Source organism: Neobacillus sp. WH10, from assembly GCF_030123405.1.
In the GTDB taxonomy this organism is placed as follows: domain Bacteria; phylum Bacillota; class Bacilli; order Bacillales; family Cytobacillaceae; genus Neobacillus.
The window spans coordinates 1131119-1151654 of the sequence record NZ_CP126110.1; the positions used below are offsets into that span (position 1 = coordinate 1131119).

At 39.9% G+C, this 20536-nt stretch carries 11 protein-coding genes and 1 pseudogene; 11 read left to right on the top strand and 1 reads right to left on the bottom strand.

All coding sequences use genetic code 11. From position 1 onward, the window contains the following. Nucleotides 1–2 precede the first annotated feature (2 nt). The 3 genes from QNH20_RS05235 (at nucleotide 3) to QNH20_RS05245 (ending at nucleotide 3109) form a co-directional block, all read left to right on the top strand. The gene (locus QNH20_RS05235; protein WP_283921852.1) at nucleotides 3–1319 is read left to right on the top strand and encodes a purine/pyrimidine permease; all 1317 of its coding nucleotides are present in this window, start codon (nucleotides 3–5) and stop codon (nucleotides 1317–1319) included. A 312-nt stretch (nucleotides 1320–1631) separates the two neighbouring features. Beyond that, the gene (locus tag QNH20_RS05240; RefSeq protein WP_283921853.1) at nucleotides 1632–2090 is read left to right on the top strand and encodes an SRPBCC family protein; all 459 of its coding nucleotides are present in this window, start codon (nucleotides 1632–1634) and stop codon (nucleotides 2088–2090) included. Between the two features lie 83 nt (nucleotides 2091–2173). Next, a complete protein-coding gene (locus QNH20_RS05245; protein ID WP_283921854.1) occupies nucleotides 2174–3109 on the top strand; it encodes a dipeptidase in 936 nt (311 codons plus the stop codon). Between the two features lie 122 nt (nucleotides 3110–3231). On the opposite strand, the gene QNH20_RS05250 is transcribed toward QNH20_RS05245, so the two are convergent. Continuing rightward, a complete protein-coding gene (locus QNH20_RS05250) occupies nucleotides 3232–3801 on the bottom strand; it encodes a DinB family protein (RefSeq protein ID WP_283921855.1) in 570 nt (189 codons plus the stop codon). A gap of 351 nt (nucleotides 3802–4152) precedes the next feature. Here QNH20_RS05250 and QNH20_RS05255 point away from each other — a divergent pair, with 351 nt between their 5' ends. The 8 genes and pseudogenes from QNH20_RS05255 to QNH20_RS05290 all read left to right on the top strand — a co-directional run bounded on the left by QNH20_RS05255 (nucleotide 4153) and on the right by QNH20_RS05290 (nucleotide 20373). Continuing rightward, nucleotides 4153–6012 (top strand): GAF domain-containing sensor histidine kinase, encoded by a 1860-nt coding sequence (locus tag QNH20_RS05255; protein WP_283921856.1) that lies wholly within the window; start codon nucleotides 4153–4155, stop codon nucleotides 6010–6012. Continuing rightward, the gene (locus tag QNH20_RS05260; protein ID WP_283921857.1) at nucleotides 5987–6628 is read left to right on the top strand and encodes a response regulator; all 642 of its coding nucleotides are present in this window, start codon (nucleotides 5987–5989) and stop codon (nucleotides 6626–6628) included. The genes QNH20_RS05255 and QNH20_RS05260 overlap by 26 nt, the downstream gene beginning before the upstream one ends. Before the next feature lie 160 nt (nucleotides 6629–6788). Next, nucleotides 6789–7163: a BsuPI-related putative proteinase inhibitor gene (locus QNH20_RS05265; protein WP_283921858.1), complete on the top strand. Its 375-nt coding sequence runs from the start codon at nucleotides 6789–6791 to the stop codon at nucleotides 7161–7163. Nucleotides 7164–7991: 828 nt separating this feature from the next. Further along, nucleotides 7992–8141: a hypothetical protein gene (locus QNH20_RS05270; RefSeq protein WP_283921859.1), complete on the top strand. Its 150-nt coding sequence runs from the start codon at nucleotides 7992–7994 to the stop codon at nucleotides 8139–8141. Between the two features lie 156 nt (nucleotides 8142–8297). After that, on the top strand, nucleotides 8298–12116 hold the full coding sequence (locus QNH20_RS05275) for a S8 family serine peptidase (protein ID WP_283921860.1): 3819 nt from the start codon (nucleotides 8298–8300) through the stop codon (nucleotides 12114–12116). Continuing rightward, nucleotides 12116–12217 (top strand): annotated as a pseudogene (locus QNH20_RS05280) (LuxR C-terminal-related transcriptional regulator); the annotation flags it as partial. The gene QNH20_RS05275 and the pseudogene QNH20_RS05280, both read left to right, overlap by 1 nt. A 182-nt stretch (nucleotides 12218–12399) precedes the next feature. Beyond that, nucleotides 12400–15957 (top strand): S8 family serine peptidase, encoded by a 3558-nt coding sequence (locus tag QNH20_RS05285; protein ID WP_283921861.1) that lies wholly within the window; start codon nucleotides 12400–12402, stop codon nucleotides 15955–15957. Nucleotides 15958–16230: 273 nt separating this feature from the next. Continuing rightward, on the top strand, nucleotides 16231–20373 hold the full coding sequence (locus QNH20_RS05290; RefSeq protein ID WP_283921862.1) for a S8 family serine peptidase: 4143 nt from the start codon (nucleotides 16231–16233) through the stop codon (nucleotides 20371–20373). Nucleotides 20374–20536 lie beyond the last annotated feature (163 nt).

The window sequence follows — 20536 nt, forward strand, 5'->3', positions numbered from 1 at the left end:
GAATGAATGACTTAACTAGAAAAGAAAACGGCTTTTTGTCAGGGGTTCAGGGCATTCAATGGGCTGTCTTTATGCTAACGAATATCATCGCTGTGCCGGTTGTAGTTGGAGCGGCCTTTCATATGTCTCCTGCAGATATTTCAACTTTTATGCAGCGAATGTTATTTGTTTCAGGTGCTGCAACGTTAATCCAACTATTTATTGGCCATCGCCTGCCTGTTGTCGAAGGGGCAGCAGGGATGTGGTGGGCAATCTTTATTTTGCTTGGCACGATGAGTGCTCCAAGTGAGCAGGGGCTTTTACTGCAGCAATTAGAAATGGGACTTATCATCGCTGGTATATTTTTAGCCATTTTAGGATTTTTACCGATTATTGAAAAAGTTCGTAATCTATTTACGCCGATTGTAACAGGTGTATATTTGATTCTCTTGGTTGCTCAGCTTAGCGGCTCATTTTTTAAAAGTATGCTTGGAATCACTGCGACAGGCCAGTTAAATGGGAAAATTGCATTGATTTGTTTCACTGAAATTGTCATTATTTTATTAATTTCCTTAAAAGCAAATGGAATATGGAAGAGCATGGGACCGTTCATCGGTATTGTTGCTGGCTGGTCGCTGTTTCATTTCTTTGGGTTAATTCACCTTGGAAAGACCTATGAGCCAACAAGCTGGTTTATGGTACCCCAATTATTAGACTGGGGTACCCCAAAATTTGATGTCGGGATTGTACTAACATCCATTATTACATCGGTAGTTCTTATTTCGAACGTGATTGCGGGCATTTTAGTTGTGGGAATCGCTTTGGAAAAAGAAGTAAAGCCAAAACAATATCAAAAGGGTATATTAGGAAACGGGATCACCTTGTTCGTTTCCGGTTTATTTTCAGTGGTCGGGGTTGTTCCTTTGTCCGTTTCGGCGGGGTTTATTACGACAACAGGAATTAAAAAGATACGACCGCTTGTCATCGGTGCGGTCTTAATTATGGCTGCTGGATTTTTCCCCTATATCGCTGAATTTTTATCCACGCTGCCATTAGAGGTTGCCTATGCTTCCTTATTTATTCCTTTTTCACAAATGATGGGCTTTGGGATTCGCGATCTTATGGGGCAGAAACCGTCATCGCGAAATTTACTCGTGATTGGACTATCGTTAATGGTCGGAATTGGCATGATGTTTATGCCCACTGAAGCATTTGAAAGTGTTGCACCATGGCTGCGGAACATCGTCGCCAATGGACTGCTCGTCGGATTAATATTTTGTTTATTGCTTGAGCATGTGCTCTTCCGAGAAAAGAAAGGTGCAATTAGTACAAATAACTAGAATAAGTATACATTCCCCTCTGAACAAATGGCGAGGGGATATTTTTTTAATAGAGACGAAATTTCGACTTTAAGAATTGTCCAGCTCCACAAGAGTAACCTTCGGAAACGATACCTCGCTCAAAGGGGAAACGTTAGCTTTTTCGAGGATCAGCCAGCCGCTAGTCGACTTTGCTCTTCTTCATTCGGTAAGTCAGAAAAGACATTACTAGTAGTTGCGCTTAAGATAGGCTAATTAAATTGTTGTGATGTTTTTCCTTAAGATATAATGGGAATAACTTTTATCATTAAGGTATTAAAGTGGGAGGTACATATGAGGAACAAACTTTTTGTAGACAAAACGATTGAAATCGATGCACCGGCTTCGAAGGTATGGGACGTTATTACAATTAGTGAGTATAATAAACAATGGGCGCTGGAGTTTTCAAGCGGCGGTCCGCAGTTTCACCTCGAATCGACTTGGGAACTTGGAAGTCCCGTATTTTGGAAGGGGCAGGACGATACAGTGATCGTTGAAGGGAATGTAACTGCTGTCCAGCAATATAAACTACTTCGCTTTACCGTATTTGATGTTCGAAGCCCGGAAAGGCCGCCGGTTACGGAAGAGGACGGCATCACCTTTAAATTGTCTGAGGAAAATGGAAAGATGAAACTTCATATTTTACAGGGAGATTTCTCTGCAATGACGGATGGAGAAAAATACAGAGATGCGAGTGCCGACATTTGGGATAAAGTGCTGCCGAAGGTAAAAGAAATGGCAGAACAACTTTAATTAGTAACTATCATGGGGCTAGGTAATTTTTTCACCAAGTCCCTTTATTATGGTAAAATTTAATAAAAAGGGGTTTTTTAAATATGAATATCATCGACCTTCATTGTGACGCCTTGCTGAAGCTCCAAGAAGCGAACGGGGCATTACGATTTTCGGATTCACCCGAATTACATACAAATAAAAAACGGTTACAACAAGGTAAAATCAAGGTACAATGCTTTGCGATTTTTATAGAACCATATATTAAGGGCGATCAAAAATTTCAAGTTGCTCTCGAGCAAATCGATTATTTTTATAAGGAAGTGCTTGGGAAAAATCCGGACATAGTTCATATTAAGGAATGGTCTGATTTTGATCGGCTTAAAATTGGTCAGATTGGTGCAATGTTAACGCTGGAAGGTGTTGACGCCATCGGCAATGATTTAGCGAAGCTCCATATTCTCTATCAGCTGGGGGTTCGCTCCGTTGGTCTGACCTGGAACCAAGCGAATCTTGCAGCAGACGGTGCCGGCGAGCCTCGTGGGGGGGGATTGACGCTGTTTGGAAAAGAGATTGTTGAGTTTAATAACGAGCATCAAATCCTAACAGATGTGTCCCATTTAAGTGATAAAGGGATTTGGGAAGTCATTGAATTAGCCAAGTATCCGATTGCAAGTCACTCCAATGCGCGGGCATTATGCAATCATCCGCGAAACCTAACGGATGAACAGGCAAAAGCGATGTTTGCCAAAGGCGGTCAGATTCATGTTGTTTACTATCCTCCGTTTGTAAAAGAATCTGGCGAGGCTGCCATTTCCAATCTTGTGAACCATATTGATCATTTTTGTTCATTAGGAGGGGTGAAACAAATTGGCTTTGGTTCTGATTTCGACGGAATCTCTACCTTTGTTACGAATTTAGAAGATGCCTCTATGAGTCAAAATCTCATTAATGAACTGTTAAAGCATTTTAAGGAGGAAGAAGTGAGGGGGTTTGCATTCGAAAACTTCCTTAACTATCGGCCAGGAATTGGGCTATAAATACTGTGGAAACACTTAATGGTGATAATAGATTCTTTGTAAAATTAGAAGGTTCTTAGTTCGTTTGAAAATTTCGGAACATAAGAACCCTCCCTATAATTCTATGGAAAATAAAAAGTAACTTAAATTTTCATACTAGATTCAAACACCATTCTATAGTTATTTTCAATAATTATAAAATGGTGTTTTTCATGTATAGCCAGTAGTTGAATAGCCTGAATTAGGTTAGGATACTTAGCTAATGGATCTAAAAACACAATGTGTCCGGCAATATCTTCATCAATTTTTTTAACTAATGCTTTCATATCATTTGTTTCGTTTAACAGGAGCTGCTCTAATTCTATCCCATCCATAGAGAAGCGTATTTTTTTGGGGGGGACTAAAATCCAAGGAGCTTTCATCCCTCTTCCTTTTTTCTCTTTAAATTCAGCATAAATATCATGTATTTCAGTTGCATATGGTGTGTTTCTTTTTATTTTGGCATATGGAATAAGTATTAAGGAAAATTTGGTAGCAACTTTAAGCATTCTTATAATTAAATATAAGTGATATATATGCTCTCCTATAGACCATTTTCCCTCTTCTTTTCGATACCATAGTTTTTCTTGTGGCAGTGATTGTATTTTGAGCATGATTGGATCTCTTTGCCGAGTTAATGTTTGGAAATGTTTTGATATACTTTCAGATTTCATCTAGTAGAATCCTCCAATTATCAAGTTGCTTAGAAACGAATCTATAGGTTTCGTGAGTCAAAAACTAAAATAATAAGCAGTCTCCAGCATTCTTAAAGAACCCCTTAGCTTAATGGGATTCTGTCTATATCTTTTGTACTATACATCTAAAGCAAAAGGTACTTACAAATTATAACATTTGATGAGCAGGCAAATAAAGAAATAGGCATTATACTATAATAGTAGCTTTCCATTTTTGGATGAGCATGCAGCCGGTGATTGGCTAGTGGATATTTTTCCATTTTGCCAGTGCCGGTTTTTTATTAGATAATAATGGATAATAGATTCTTTGAAATAAAGGGAGGTGCAGTTTTGAAAAGGGTAGACTCTATTACTAGGAGGGAACGAATAGCGAGTTTTTATATTTATTCTATTTCCTTTCTTGGTGTAATTGCTATTATCTTTTCCATATTTAAAAGTGAGATGCCTTCTGAACCGATAATCCTTTTGCTGTTAGCTGTGTTTATGGGGATTACTGAGTATTTTCCGATCCGAATTGGAAGAGGAGGGATTACACTCAGCCTTACGCTTATTTATCCAATGAATTGGGAGTTTGGTATACATGTAACAGTTGTTGCTTGTGTATGTGCAATGGTATTTACTCATACCCTTCGCCGCTTGCCAATGCAAAGGACACTATTTAATTGCACCCAATTTGCTTTTAGCATCATTTTGGCAGAATGGTTTTCCAATGAATGTATTTCTTTTTTTATTAACGAGTTGAACCCTCCAGTTTTATATGAAGAATTAATAAGCTTGCTTTTATTTACTGTATTTTTTTGCCTGATCAACACCCTTTTATATGATTTTTTAATGGTGCTTCTTCCTCAGCCATATTCACTAGGACAGTGGTACAAGAAAAATATATTACTATTATTGAGTGCAAGTTTTTGTTTATGTTACGCATCCCTTATATATATTTTAGAACACCGATATCGCGGAGAATTGGGTGGAGTTACCGTTCTGTTCTTCTTTTTCCCGCTTGTAGCAATCTGCATCCTCAGCTCCTTCATTCGGCAAATACGGATTGAAAAAGAACGATTATATAACCTTTTTACCATTACGACGGAGTTAAGTCACGGGCTGTCGGCCGGAAACTTACATCAGATGAAACAATCACTTAAAGGATTCTTGGGAATACAGGCGTATGCTTTATGGACAAAAGATGAAGGAAACTGGATGATTCTGCTAAAAGATGGAAAAGTTCATTCCAATCGTTCAAGCCCCTCTGATCTCCATCCGAATTTTGAAGAGCTATCCGAAACCTTTGTTGTTTCTGATTGGAAAACAGGTATGGCTCCGGGAGATGAAGTATTTGAAGATGCCATCCGTTCCCTTGTCTATCTGCCCCTTAAGGTAAATCATGAATTGGTAGGGATATTTGTTGCAGGCAAAAGCAGGGGAGCGAGTTTTATTACCGAAGATATACAGTCCTTATCTACTTTTGCCAATCAATTGGGCAGTTTGCTTAAAACACGTTCGCTCGTCGCCGAACAGGAAAAACGGATGATTCTGGAAGAAAGAAATCGACTTGCCAGGGAAATTCACGATGGAATCGCACAAGTATTAGCCGGGGTCATATTTCAACTTGAATCTGCTTTGAGGCAGTCTGCAGATCAATCAGGAAACATGCAAGAAGTGGTAGACAAAAGCATAAAAAAATTACGGAAGGGTTTAGGGGAAGTTCGCTATTCTATCTATGCTTTAAAGCCATATCCTACTCAAAGGCTAGGGCTAAAACAAGCAATAGCAAATAAAATTCAATCGATAAAACAAGAATATGATCTAGAGATTAAATATCATGAAAGGGGCCGTTCACGAACACTCAGTTTTACAAAAGAACGAGTCATCTTCGATACTTTACAGGAAAGCTTGCAGAATATTGTAAAGCATGCGAAAGCGGACGAAGTTGACATTCTCCTAAGTTATCAACGTGAACATGTGCTTTTAAAAGTGAAAGACAACGGGGTTGGCTTTTCCCTTTTTGAATCCATGATTAAAACAAAGCATGAGCCTCATTATGGTATATTGCAGATGAATGAACAAGCTGAACAGCTGGGTGCTACCCTTCAGATTGATAGTTCACCAGGAAAAGGTACAGAAATTATATTGTTAATTCCAAACTCAGAAACAAGGGAGGATTATCATGATTCGCATATTACTAGTGGATGATCATACGGTTTTGCGTGATGGAATTCGGAGTATACTGGATCTCGAAACTGACATCCAAGTTGCAGGAGAAGCCGTTTCCGGGGATGAGGTATTGGAGAAAGTAGAGGAGTGTAAACCTGATTGTATTTTGATGGACATCAATCTCCCTGGGAAAAATGGAATTGAGGTTACGTCACTCGTGAAAAGTCAGTATCCGGATTGCCGCGTTCTCGTTCTGACGATGTATGAACATGATGAATACTTGATGGAGGCGCTAAAGGCTGGTGCGGATGGCTATTTATTGAAAGATTCATCATCTGAACAAGTAGTAGCAGCGATTCGAATGGTATCACAAGGAGATTCTGTGATTCATCCTCGCATGACCAAAAAGCTGATAACCTATCATCACCAACAAACGAAATCTGAATCAAATGAAAATATGCTAACTGAGCGTGAAAAAGAGATACTGTTTGAGTTGGTCAAAGGTCTTAGTAACAAAGAAATTGCTGAAGCCTTATTTATCAGTGATAAGACCGTTAAAATTCACATCAACAAGATTTTCAAAAAGCTGAATGTAAAAAGCCGTTCACAGGCAGTCATTTATGCCGTTCGAAATCAACTTGTACCGTTTTCTTAAAGAACAAACTCAATATGGAAAACCTAACTTTCGTTTGGTATCAAACTTTTGTTCGTGACATTGGAGAAAAAAATGGGGGAATGGGTTAAAAACTTTGGATTTATAGCTTGGGGTGCAAATTTAAGTTTCATTATTTAAGACGAAAGAGGTGTCAGGAAACTTGGAAATTAAAGAAGTTAAATTGTCTGTTCATGCTTGGGAAAATTCAGAAAGTGTAAAGTTTATCATTACGTTACTAAATAATACTGATTCTGAAAAGATTTTTATCTTTAGAACCGGTCAACAATACGATATTCACGTGCTTAATCCAGAGGGAAAAGAAGTGTATCGATACTCTAAAGACAGATTTTTTACACAAGCTATTGAATATGTGAATTTTGCTCCTGGTGAAGCCCGGAAATGGGAAGGAACTTGGGACTATAAATGTGATGGAAAACGTGTAGAACCTGGTGAGTATATCGTCTTGGTAAACTTAGTTGGTAAAGAGGAAGGTGTAAAAACACCTATAGCAAAGGATATGTTTACCGTCTCTTAAAAAATTATATACAGCATTTAGAAATGTATAATCTATTTGGAATGGCTGCATAAGAACAGATTCTATTAGGAATCTGTTTACCTCTTTTTTTAACGAAGGGGCCGGATGCGCCAGCAAACAGGAAACCTAAAGAAACCATCGGCAATAAAGGATTGGAATACTTCCTGAGCCTGGTTGGTTTTGAGCCGAAACAATAGAAGTAAAAAGGAGAGGAACGCAAGCGTTTCTCTCTTTTTCATCGTTAGGAAATTATAGATTTTCGCATTGTGGATAACTTTGAAGATTAGTTTCTCAACGTCTAGCCCCAGCGCCCAGCGATTAATGGACTTCCTTCACCTCGATTGAAGAGATGAAGAAAGAGAAAAAGCGGAGTTAGCATTTATTAAAGAATATGGCAAGTTTATAGATTTGCCAGCTTGATTGTTTGTGAGGCTGATAGGAATATTCTTCTAAAACCTTAGCTGTATGTTTTTAATGAATTTAGCATTTGCTTTTCGAATTTGCTTGAGACGGCAAGGAATAAACCTTTTGTATTATTGGTCTATAACCTTTAGCTCGAAAAATTACATCCTTTGTTTAATTTTCAGAAAAGTCGGAATAGAAGAAAATAAAATAGAATTATAGCTTCATATTGTAAGAACAAATAAGGGGGGATATATGTCTAACCGTACTAAATATTCGGTGCAAGGCGTTTATTAATATTTACTGTAGAAATAAGTTTATGAAAAAAAGAAAAATGAAGGCTTTAAAAGTAGTGACCACAGCGGCTTATAACATGATTCATATTTACCTCACTCACCAAATGAAAAATGCGGTTGGATTTTTGAAATGATTGATGTTACGCCTTTCGTTCTAACTGTTTCAAAAAGACCGATCGTGGCGGTACTGAAACTAAATTATGAAGCTATGATCTACTCTCTTATTATTCGTGTATTGGAAAGGATGCCGGCCATATCGTATTCACAAACAGATGTATGAAATGAAAGAAGCAGCTTAATATCTTTTAAATTATTCATGATGAAAAAGTTTTGAAAAGACCATTCAATTAATTATTTTGCAAGAAAGTCACCAGTACGAAATCTTCACATTTTTACAAATACATTAATTTACTAATTTAGTTGGGAGAGAGTTTTGATGGGGAAAAGAAGGAAGAAAAAAATCATTAATGTAATGGCTGCATGCTTGACTACTGCAGTGCTTTTGGGAACAAGTACGGTGGATTCATTTGCTGATGATACCAACGCCGAAACGCCTACTATTCAGGCGCCTCAGCCGAAGGAGAATTCCCGAGAAGTCGATATGCACAAGATTACCCTTGTCACCGGTGACGTTGTAACGGTAGAAAAATATAGTGACGGAAATCTAGTGAGCACACTTGTACCTAGTGAGGACGGCACTTCAGTCTCATTTACTCAAAAAACTATTGATGGTGACACTTATTTGATTCCCGATGAAGCGACACCATTTCTGGCAGCTGGCCAAATGGATGAGGAATTGTTTAACATAACGAAATTGATTGAGTATGGCTACGATGACTCTCATCAGTCAAGTATTCCTTTGATTGTCACAGAGGAATCTGGAAATGATGCAGCTGTAAGCGAATCCGTCGATGAAACTGTGACTACAGGAGCAATGAAAACAGTAGATCTTCCTAGTGTAAATGCCGTCGCAGTAAAAACGAATAAAAAACACGCCAAGAAATTCTGGGATGCTGTTGATGGACAGGCAAATACAAAGCAAGCTCAGCCTGAGCCTGAGCCTGAGCTAACGGAAGGTATTAAAAAGATTTGGTTGGACAAACCGGTACATGCTTTACTTGACAAGAGTGTTCCACAAATTGGGGCGCCTACAGCATGGGGTGCCGGATATGATGGTAAAGGTGTGAAAGTGGCTGTCCTGGACACTGGAATCGATCCGAATCATCCTGATTTTAAAAATTCTAATAATGAATATATTGTCAAAGAAGCAAAGAGCTTCATAGAGGGTCAAGATTTTGTCGATCACCACGGGCATGGTACGCATGTTGCTTCGACGATCGCGGGATCTGGCGCCGCTTCCGGCGGGAAAAATAAGGGGGTAGCTCCAGCTGCAGAGCTTCTAGTGGGGAAAGTGCTTAGTAATGAAGGTGATGGTACTGAATCGGGAATCATCGCTGGTATGCAATGGGCTGTTCAGGAAAAGGCTGATATCGTCAGTATGAGCATTGGTACGAATACTCCGAGCGATGGCACGGATCCAATGAGTCAAGCTGTCAACAATTTGAGCGAAACTAGTGACACATTGTTTGTCATTGCTGCAGGAAATGCAGGATCAAGGAAGAGTACTTTAGGATCGCCAGGGGCGGCAGAAAAAGCATTGACGGTTGGGGCAGTTGATAAATCCCAAACTGAATTTTTAGCTGCCTTCTCAAGCCGCGGTCCGGTTATCAATAATTATAGAGTGAAACCGGAGATTACGGCACCAGGAGTAGGAATCATAGCGGCTCGTACTGCTGGCACTAACATGGGTACCCCAATCGATGATAACTACACTTCGGCCAACGGTACATCAATGGCTACACCACATGTTGCCGGTGCTGCAGCCATTCTAAAACAAAGACACCCGGAATGGACGGGAGATCAGATCAAACAGGTTTTAGCTGGCACAGGTGTAATGAATGCTCGCTATACACCCTATCAGCAGGGGGGCGGACGTGTAGATGTTGTGAAAGCCTTAGATGCTAACGTCTTTAGCAGTCCTGCAGTCGTCAGTATGGGACCTGCTATGGTAGATGATAAGCCGGTCGAAAAATCCTATAAATATGTTAACCCATCTGATCAGGATGTGACATTGAATCTTGCTTTGACAGCAACGGGTGAAAATTTAGTAGCAGCGCCTGCTGAAATGTTCACACTGAATCAGTCAACGGTCACGGTGCCAGCACATGGTAGCAGTGAGGTAAAAGTGACATTTAATCCAGCACTTGGCAATGTTCAGGATTATAAAGTTGTGGTTAATGCTATTTCAAGTGACAACCAAACAATCAACACAACTATTGGTGCAACTAAGACTGAACCAGTAGTTAGAGTAAATCTTCAAACGATTGACCGAAACGGAAAAAAGGGCATAGGTGAAATCATTGCTGCCAACCTCGATACGGGGAAAATTACGCAAATTTACCCTACAAGTGGTTCAGACACCACCCTCCTTTTGCAACCAGGGCGTTATTCGGTGATGGGTGTCATAAAAACGTTTGACGAGACCGGAATAAGAACCCAGGACTATACCCTTGCTGGTGAGCCTCTGTTGGAGCTGAAGTATAAGGAGGATAAGACAATTACTCTAGATGCCAGATTGGGTAAGGAGGTCAAGATCTCGACGCCTAAGGAGTCTGAGCAGGGTGGATGGCATATCGGCTACCGCAGAGCTATGGACAAAGGCACAGTTGACTACATGTTGGGAGCGAGTAGCGCTATTTGGGATCACGTTTATGCAGTGCCGACAGAGCCATTGAAGGCTGATGAAGGAACATTTTCGTTTGAATTCGACCAGCGCAGGTATGCCCCTGTCATCAAGGCATCATATGACGGGTTAGGCGGATCCATCCCACTAGAACCAGTAGGCTTTGTACCTAGATTAGACGGCACTAGGAACCTAAAAGCAGTAAACGTAGGTAAGGCATTACCGGAGGACATAAGCGGCAAGGACATCAGTGGTAAGCTTGCGGTTGTCACCCGTGATGCAAATCAGACTACTGCCCAACAGATTAAGGCTTTGCAAGCTGCAGGTGCAGAAGCGGTAGTCCTCGTTAACGACAGAACAGGAATATACGCTGCTAGCGTACTTATAGCTGATAACATCGCCATCCCTGCCTATACACTTGGACAGGAAGATGGAACGGCATTTCTTAACCGAATCGCGAACGGCCCAACCTTAATCAAACTGAAGGGAATCGCCAACAGCCCGTACGTATACAACATCCAGTTGAGTTGGCCAGGTGTAATCCCTGCAGAACCTGTTGAAGAAGTGACGGCAGAAAACTCTGCCGTGGTAATGAACCATTACCGTGGCACCAAAGGTAAATACGTTGGCGAGACGACATCGCCTATTCGCCCGAACGAGGTTATGGTCACTAATGTAGTGAGATGGATCGACACTCCACTAGATAGGGAAGAGTGGTACTCTACTGGCAGCAAGTTCCCGAGAATGGAGAAAATGCGTTGGCTTCAAACGGTCTATCCAGTCATAACTGCTATTGGCCAACACGTGAGTGATGCAATGTGGAACTATCTGCCGGGCGATAAACGTGAACAGACTTGGTTGGGTGCTGCAATCGGTCAGTCTCAGTACATGAATGCGTACCGCGAGGGAGACAAATTTTTCATTCAAAATCATGAGTTTGGTGATAGTGAACCTACCCACTGGGGTGATTTCTACTTGCCAGTCGACGATTCGAATGTGAAATTGTTCCAGAACGGGAACCTTGTTAAAGCAGATAAATGGTTCTCGACTTCAAGGCCGTTGGATGTTAGCCCTGAACCAGCGACGTACACTGTCTATATGGACACCAAGCAATCTAAGTGGTCACCACTGTCTACTACAAGCGATATTACGTTCACGTTCAAGTCCGCTCGACCTGCGAATGGGAAAGAGGACCTAGCATTATTGTGGCCGAGATATGACTTTAAGCTTGATGGGGAGAATAAGGCAAAAGGTGGGATCACCGACCATTTCGATCTATCATTCGTACTTCAATCCGGTGCTACTCCAGACATTCGTGGGGTTGAGGCTGAAGTATCCACTGACGATGGCAACACTTGGAGTACTGCAAAGGTGCAGAAAATCGAAGGTGGTCACTACACTGTGACGGTGAAAAATCCAGCATCCGGCTACGTGTCACTGCGCATCAAAGGATGGGATGCAAACGGCAGCAAGGTTGAACAGACTCTGATTAAGGCTTATGGCGTGCGCTGACCTTCAAAATTCACATCAATAAGATTTTTAAAAAGCTGAATGTAAAAAGCCGTTCACAGGCAGTCATTTATGCCGTTCGAAATCAACTTGTGCCGTTTTCTTATAGAACTATCCTGCACCTTCATAAGGTGCGGATAGTTCTTTTGTTTTATGCTGGTATAGAACCAATAGCAGTAAAAGTTACTACCTTTGATTAATTTTTGGAAATTTAAAAATACTAGATAATAAAGATAGAATCATAGTTTACTAGTTTCATTATTTTAAAAGATGAGGTGATTTGTGAATGAAAAAAAGAAAAATGAAAGCATGGAAAGTTATGACCACAGCCGCGATGACATCCTTATTATTTACATCACTTACCGTTTTTGCAGAAAGTGATGATATGCCAGCTGAGTCGCAAATGGTTGAAGAAATGGTGGAAGAAGGAGGACCATTATTTTTTGATAAGGATAAGATCGAAACAGGTCAAGATGATTCACTTTATAAAGACGTAAAAAAAGAAGGTTTAGTTGAAGCACATAAACCGAATGATACTGTTCGTTTCATCGTTGAAGTTGAACAACCAACAGCTACTGACCTTTCTCCAAAAAACAAAAAATCTTTGTTTAAGGAAAAACAAGACAAAGTAATTGAAGAAATATCGAAGAAAAATAGGTCTAAATCAAATTCTCCTTCTAAAGTAAAACAACGCTTTTTCGAAAGTTTTAATGGTTTTAGTATAGAAACAGAGTTTCAAAATATAAAAGAAATCCAGTCTATTCCTGGGGTTGTGAATGTCCATATTGCTAGAACATTCCAGGAATCAATGGCTGCAAGTAAAGAATTAGTACAAGCTCAAAAAGTATGGGAACAATATGGCTATAAAGGTGAGGGATTAGTAGTCGCGGTCGTAGATTCAGGGATTGATTATACACATCAAGATATGACATTAACTGATAAAGCAAAGGCAAAAGAGAAATTAACTCAAAGTGGAATTAAAAGTAAATTGGATGAAACAGCTGTAAACGATGTTTGGTATTCCGATAAAGTCCCAACAGGTTATGATTGGGCTGACGATGATACTGATGTCATTCCTGCAGGAAATGGAAGTTCGCATGGTACACACGTTGCTGGAACAATTGGAGCAGACGGGGACGAAACGAATGGCGGAATCGAGGGTATTGCACCAGGTGTTCAACTCTTAGCTGAGAAGGTGTTCTCCGATAAAGGTGGCGGAGCCTATGAGGATGATATTATTGCTGGAATAGAGCATGCAGTAACAATGGGTGCAGATGTGATAAACATGAGCTTAGGTTCTGATGCAGGCTTTGTAGGGGAAGAAAATGATCCGATACAAAAAGCTATTCGAGTTGCGACAGAACAAGGTACACTTGTTGTAGTAGCGGCTGGTAATTCCGCTTATAGTACTAAACATAATTTATTATTTCCATCTGCTTATAGTCCATATGCAGAAAATCCTGATATTGGAACAGTTAGTGAGCCATCTGTAGGTCCATATGCTTTATCAGTTGCTTCTTATGAAAATACACAAATGCATTTAAATACTTTATCAGAAACAAATGGTTTAAAGCTTCCTTTCCAAGATCAAACTCAATTTGGAAAGCCTAACTTTAAACTCTCAAATTTTTTAAATCCGAATGAAGAGTACGAGCTAGTATTTGTAGGCGAAGGTTCCAAGAATGCTGACTTTACTAGTAATGGTAAAAACGTAGCAGGGAAAATTGTCGTAGCAAAATTATTGAATCAATATACTTCTTATTCTTTTATTCAGTTTAACGCAGCAAAATTTGGAGCAAAAGCAGCAATCATCATACCACCAGATAGCATGGGTGATTATCCATATCTGAGATTGAGTGAATTTTCAATTCCAGCTGCTACAACGGGTAAGGCTCCAGGGCAAGAACTAATTAATAAACTAACGAATAATCAAATTGTAAAGATGAAATTAGCAGGCGATACTTGGGTCGATAATGCAAACAAAAACACGATGTCCTATTTCTCATCCATTGGTTCACCACATACATTAGATTTTAAACCTGAGATTTCTGCTCCTGGTGGAAATATTTATTCGACTGTACCCGGAAATGATTATGAAATTATGAGCGGTACATCGATGGCAGCTCCTCATGTGGCAGGCGGTTCGGCATTGTTATTGCAGGCACTTTATCAAAAAGGCTTAACACATTCACAAGATACGGTATTAAAGGCAAAACTGGCTTTAATGAATACATCGAATATTGTGATGGATCCTAGAACAAATGGAGAAGTGCCATATTCTCCACGTGTACAAGGGTCAGGTTTAATGCAGATTCAAAATGCAATTAATACACCTGTTATTGTTACTAATAGAAACGCACCTTTAGAACAAGCAGGATCAGTAGCATTAAAGGAAATTGGTCAAAATACAAGCTTTAAATTACAAATGGAAGCATTAGATGCCCCTAAAGCTAAAAATAATAGTGATGATATTGAATACAATGTTTATGTAGATGTCCTGAAAGATAAGACTGAATTGAAGGAATTTGATTTAGATAATGATGGGAAGCTAGATTCAAAAGAGTATTTAACATTAACAAGTGAACGTATTAATGATGCGACTGTCACTGTAAATGATACTATCGTAACAGACAAAAAAGGAGCATTAGTTAAAATCAAACCAGGTCAAACAAAAATGCTGACTGTTAACGTATCTTTACCAGATTCCTTAAAGAAAAATAGTTTTGTAGAAGGATTTGTTCGTCTTGTACCAGTAGCGAAAGACCAGGATAAAGCAGTGCCACTAACTGTTCCTTATATGGGCTTCTATGGAAAATGGGATGAACCGCAAAATATTGATCTTCCAGCATGGGAAAAAGATGCATTTTTAGGCTATACCGCGCTTTGGGATGGCACATCAGAACGTTATCCAAAGGGATATAATTCTACTACTGGCACATTTGATCTTAACAAAATTGCCATCTCGCCAAACTTCCATCTAATCGGTATTTATTCTTCCTTTACTGCTTTACGTAATTTGCAAAAAACAGAAATGTATATCGAAGATCAATCAGGAAATATCGTTAAGTATTTAGGTGACTTCAGTGAATATACAGGTCAACCATGGAAATTCAGAAAAAATATTATGTCATTTGGAGATACTTCTTACAATGAACTTTATGCTTGGGATATGAAAGATGAGTCTGGACAATTTGTACCCGAAGGAAATTATCAATATGTCATTAAAACGACATTAGACTATCCAGGTGCAAGACCACAAGAAGTTAAAATGCCTGTTAAAGTAGATTCCACACTTCCTAAAGTAACAGACATTAAGGTAACTCCGAAAGATGAAAAATACGAAATTTCCTGGAAGGGCACAGATAATGAAAACGGAAGTGGATATGCCGCTTCCATGGTTTGGGTTAACGGAAATTACTATACACCAGGAAATGCGACTACATTACTCTTAAACTCCGAACCTAAAAGTATTGTTGTAGTTGGAGCGGATTACGCATATAATCACTCTTACACCGTTTGGGGAGATCAAGATCAAAAATATATGAGCGAATGGATGGTTCTTTCCAATTCAAGTGTATATCCGACTAAAAATATAAACAAAAACACTCCAGCAGAAATTGATTACTTTGCCCAAAACAGATCAGACTGGACATTTAATGTAAAAGATATAAATGGAAATATAGTCGATATGTTTGAATTTAATAATGAAAAAGAAGTTCATACAAAATGGGCACCTAAACCGGAGCTTCCAAATGGAGATTACTTTATCTCAGCTGATGTAGTGTCAAAAGACGGCTTTAAAGTGACAACAACACCTAAAAAAGTAACGGTTCTCCAACAATAAACCGATTGCGGCCCAAGTGAGGATAATTCACTTGGGTTTTTTCATGCCCGGTGCATGGTGCTATATCTATACGCATAAGATGATGATTAAATAAAAAGACACGGAGTAGTACTTTTGTTTTATTCTGATATAGAACCAATAACTGCAAAATTTACTTCATATGTTTAATATTCAGAAAAGTAGAAATGTGGGATGATAAATGTAGAATCATAGTTTGCTAGTTTCATTCATTCATTTTTTTATGAACAATTATATTGGACAAGGGGATGCGGTATGAAGAGAAAGAAAATAAGGAAGATCCTTACAGGAACATTAGCTGTAGGCATGTTACTATCTCAAGGCACTCCATATAACGTATTGGCGAAAAGCACCTATGAACTGAATCCAGTGGATCATGCGGAGGAAATTCTAAAGAGCCTGTCTTCAGAACAAAGAAAAGCGTTAGAGCAATTGGATGCCAAACCAAACTTTACGATTTCACCGGACATTAAAACGAATAGCCCGGAATTAGTCAAGGTCATCGTTGAATTCGAACAGGTGCCAGCGAAAATTGAAGTGATGAAGCAAGCGGCAAAAGGAACGAACCTATCTTCTTCTGCGGCGAATGAAAAAGTAAAAGAATCTCACAAAGCTTTTAAAGAACATGTGCAATCATTGAAATCACAGAAAAACGTGAGCAAATACAATGCAGAAGATGTAAACATCACTAGAGAGTATACAAACGCCATCAACGGTGTAGCGATGACGCTGCCTGGCGTGGCAGTGCAGGAGTTGCTGCAATCTGGAGTTGTTAAACGTATTTTTAAAGATTACGAGGTAAAAGTGGAACCGCCGGTAAAAACGAAAGAAGCCATTGATCCGAAAATGGCAGACAGTATCCCTCAAATTGGCGTAGACAAGCTGCATGCCGAGAACATTACCGGTAAGGGAATAAAAGTCGGTGTTCTTGATACAGGTGTTGACTATAATCATCCTGACTTAAAAGATGCTTATAAAGGCGGATATGATTTTGTAGATAACGATGCAGATCCGATGGAAACAACGTACGAGGATTGGATAAAAGCTGGTAAGCCGGAATATCCAGGCTTAGTGTACTATACAAACCATGGTACACATGTAGCGGGAACGATTGCAGCTCAAAAGAAAAATAATGCGGATTATGCTGTGAAAGGGGTAGCACCTGAAGTCGATTTATATTCTTATAGAGTATTGGGACCTTGGGGAGGGGGAAATACAGCGGGAATCCTTGCTGGAATCGATAAAGCGATTAAAGATGGCATGGATGTCATCAACATGTCGCTTGGAGCCCAGACAAATGATCCTTTATACGCCACTTCAGTAGCTGTAAATAACGCCATGCTCTCAGGCGTGGTGACTGTTGTTGCCGCGGGCAACTCCGGACCGAACGAAAAAACTCTCGGTTCTCCAGGAACGGCTGCTCTCGGTATTTCAGTAGGGGCAAGCGATGTTTCCATGTCCATTCCTACATTCAGCGCAAGTGTATCTAACGAAAAATTTGAAAATATGCAGCTATTAGGCAAGGACTTTTCTGATAAGTTAGAAGATTTGCAAGGACAATCCTTACCAATTGTATTTGCGGGACTTGGTAAACCTGCTGATTTTACGGGGAAAGATCTTAACGGAAAAATTGCGTTAATTCAGCGCGGAGAAATTACGTTTGATGAAAAAATTAAAAATGCAAAAAATGCTGGAGCAAAAGCGGTTATCGTATATAACAATGTCGACGGACAAATACCTGCCTACTTAGGTGAGGGGGTAGGTATTATTCCATCTTTCCGCCTGTCAAAAGCGGATGGTGAACGGTTAAAGGCGCTAGGCGAAGTATCTTTCAAATTTGAAACGTTAAGCAATACAAAAACGGAAGGCGATCACTTGGCTGATTTCAGCTCACGTGGGCCGGTAAACGGAAATTATGATATTAAGCCGGATGTAGTTGCTCCTGGTGTTTCAATTTTCTCTACTGCACCGGAATACATCAATGATCCGCAAGACGGTATTTATTACGGCAATGCATATGTACGCTTGTCTGGTACATCGATGGCGACTCCTCACGTAACAGGTACAGCTGCATTGATCCTGCAGCAGCATCCAGAATACACACCTTTCGATGTAAAAGCGGCTCTTATGAATACATCTGATGATTTGAACGGAAAGTATTCTGTATACGAAGTGGGTTCAGGGCGCATCGATGCGTATCAAGCTGTTCATACGGATACATCCATCAAAGTATTAGACAAAACAAAAAATATTGAGAACGGAAATGTTGTCGAAATTGACGAACAAACAGGTTCTATTATGTTTGGCAGACATTTTAAGCAAGGTGATAAACCAATTGAAGCAAGCAAAAAAGTGACTGTTCAAAACAACGGTAAGGAAGAAAAATCCTTTAAAGTAGAAGTGGAGTATCACGGCGAGCGTACAGGCATTCAAGATGCAGTGAAGAATGGAATACAAGTTGAGGTACCGGCATCTCTTACAGTGGCAAGCGGACAATCACAGGAACTGCAGCCGAAAATTACGATTCCTTCTAGTGCAGCGAAAGGCAGATATGAAGGATATATCCATGTAACGAATGCGAACAATCCGGCCGAAACATATCAAATCCCATTCGCTGTCATGGTGACGGAAAAGGGATTTGAATATATAAAAACGAGTACACCATCTGTAACAAATAATACACCTTTCTGGGAACTTTTAAGCACTACGGTCCACGGAATAATGAAGTTGAATAGTCCGATGCAAACAATCGATGTGCTTGTCAAGGACAGTAAAACAGGAAAAGCTGTAGGTTTTATAGGAACAGCTGACACTAGTAGGTTACTAATAGACAGAGAAACCTTTCTTATAGGAGCATTCAAGGGTACTGTCTATCCATTTACAAATGATTCTTCCAAGCCGATTAGCGATCTTCCTGTGAAGCTTCCAGCAGGCGATTATATACTGGAAACGATTGGGCACGATGAGGAAGGGAAATCGTATGTTGTAGATAATCCGCTTATTGTGGACAATACAGCACCGGAAGTGAATATGGACAAAAAACCAGGTGTGATCGAGGTTAATGACTCTATGTTTACGGAAGAAGATGGACAGAAAGCAGTATGGCTGCATGGAACAGCTAAAGATGAGACAGTGGATGTATTGAAATCCAAAGGCTTGAACATTGATCAATCATCCAACATAATGGATTACTATGCAAACTCTGGAAGGGTAGGTGGAAGCTTCCCAATCCAAGCAAATGGAGATGTGAAATTCGGTATTGAGGCAAATGATATTGCAACAAAACCTTTACATTTGACTTTGAATACGTCTGATATTGCAACGACATTTAATAAGCAAAACTATGTCTTCGTAAAAGAAGGTACAGAGTATGCAACTTCTAGTTACGATAAGAAAGACGTGAAGATTGACGATACAGTTACGATGACACTTAGCCTCAATAATGTAAAGCAGCTTGTATCTGGAGAATTCCAAGTAGGGTTCAAGAACGATTTGTTTAAGTTTGAGAATGTGAAGCTGAACAATGCGGCAAACGAGTATGCAAAGGAAAATGGCCTGGAGGTATCGTTGCAAGAACCTGTGGTGACAGAAGGAACTTACACTAATACGGTGAAATTCGGCGCTTCCATGACAGGAAATGGATTCAGCGGTTTGGACGGGGATATGCCTTTTCTTGATGTCACGTTCAAAGTAGTAAGTGATGCATATTACGATAATGCTACCATATTTGATGTAAAGCAGGCGTCTTATATGAAAGCGGGACAAACAGCAGCTACTGCCATTTCTTATTTGAATACGGAAAGCTTTAACATTATTTCAACGCATTCGAGAGTACAGGGTTCCATCTTACCGGAAGCATTTTTGACAGCAGGCGGTTCTTTGAAAGCAGGAGATTATACAAAAATTGGTGCCCAAGTATATGTGATGTCCCCAAAAGGTAAAAAATATAAGGGAACAATTGATAATAGAGGATCCTACACGATTAAGGGTATCCCAGCTTCTAATGAAGCACACACAGTTGTTGTCGATGTTCCGGGGCATCTCAAAGTGATGAAGAAGTTCATTCCTGGATATTCTGTAAACGGTGAGATGCGCGGGCAACATTTTAGATTAGGTGGTAAAAGTCTTGCTGGTGACGTGAATGACGACAGCATGATTGATATCCACGATATTCAAAGTATCGTAGAGGCCTATGGTACGAATGATCCATCGATCGTGCCGCAAGATATCAATCAAGACGGCGTGGTGGACGAAACAGATATTCGTTTTGTCGAGAAAAACTTCTTAACGAAGGGACCGGATGCACCTGCTAAAAAGCAGCCAAAAGAATCACTAGGCAATGGGAAGAAAGATTTGGCATACTTCCTCCGTCTTGTAGGTCTTGAGCCGAAACAATAACAAGGGATGTTGATAGAAGGGGAGGAATGCAGAAGCATTTCTCCCTTTTTCCTTGGCTGAGAGGAAAAACTTTTTCTAAAGACACCGATAGCTATTCGTCACATATTATTAGATGTCATAGAATACTTGTCTATTCGATTGCATATGGTGTGGCTAAAATGGC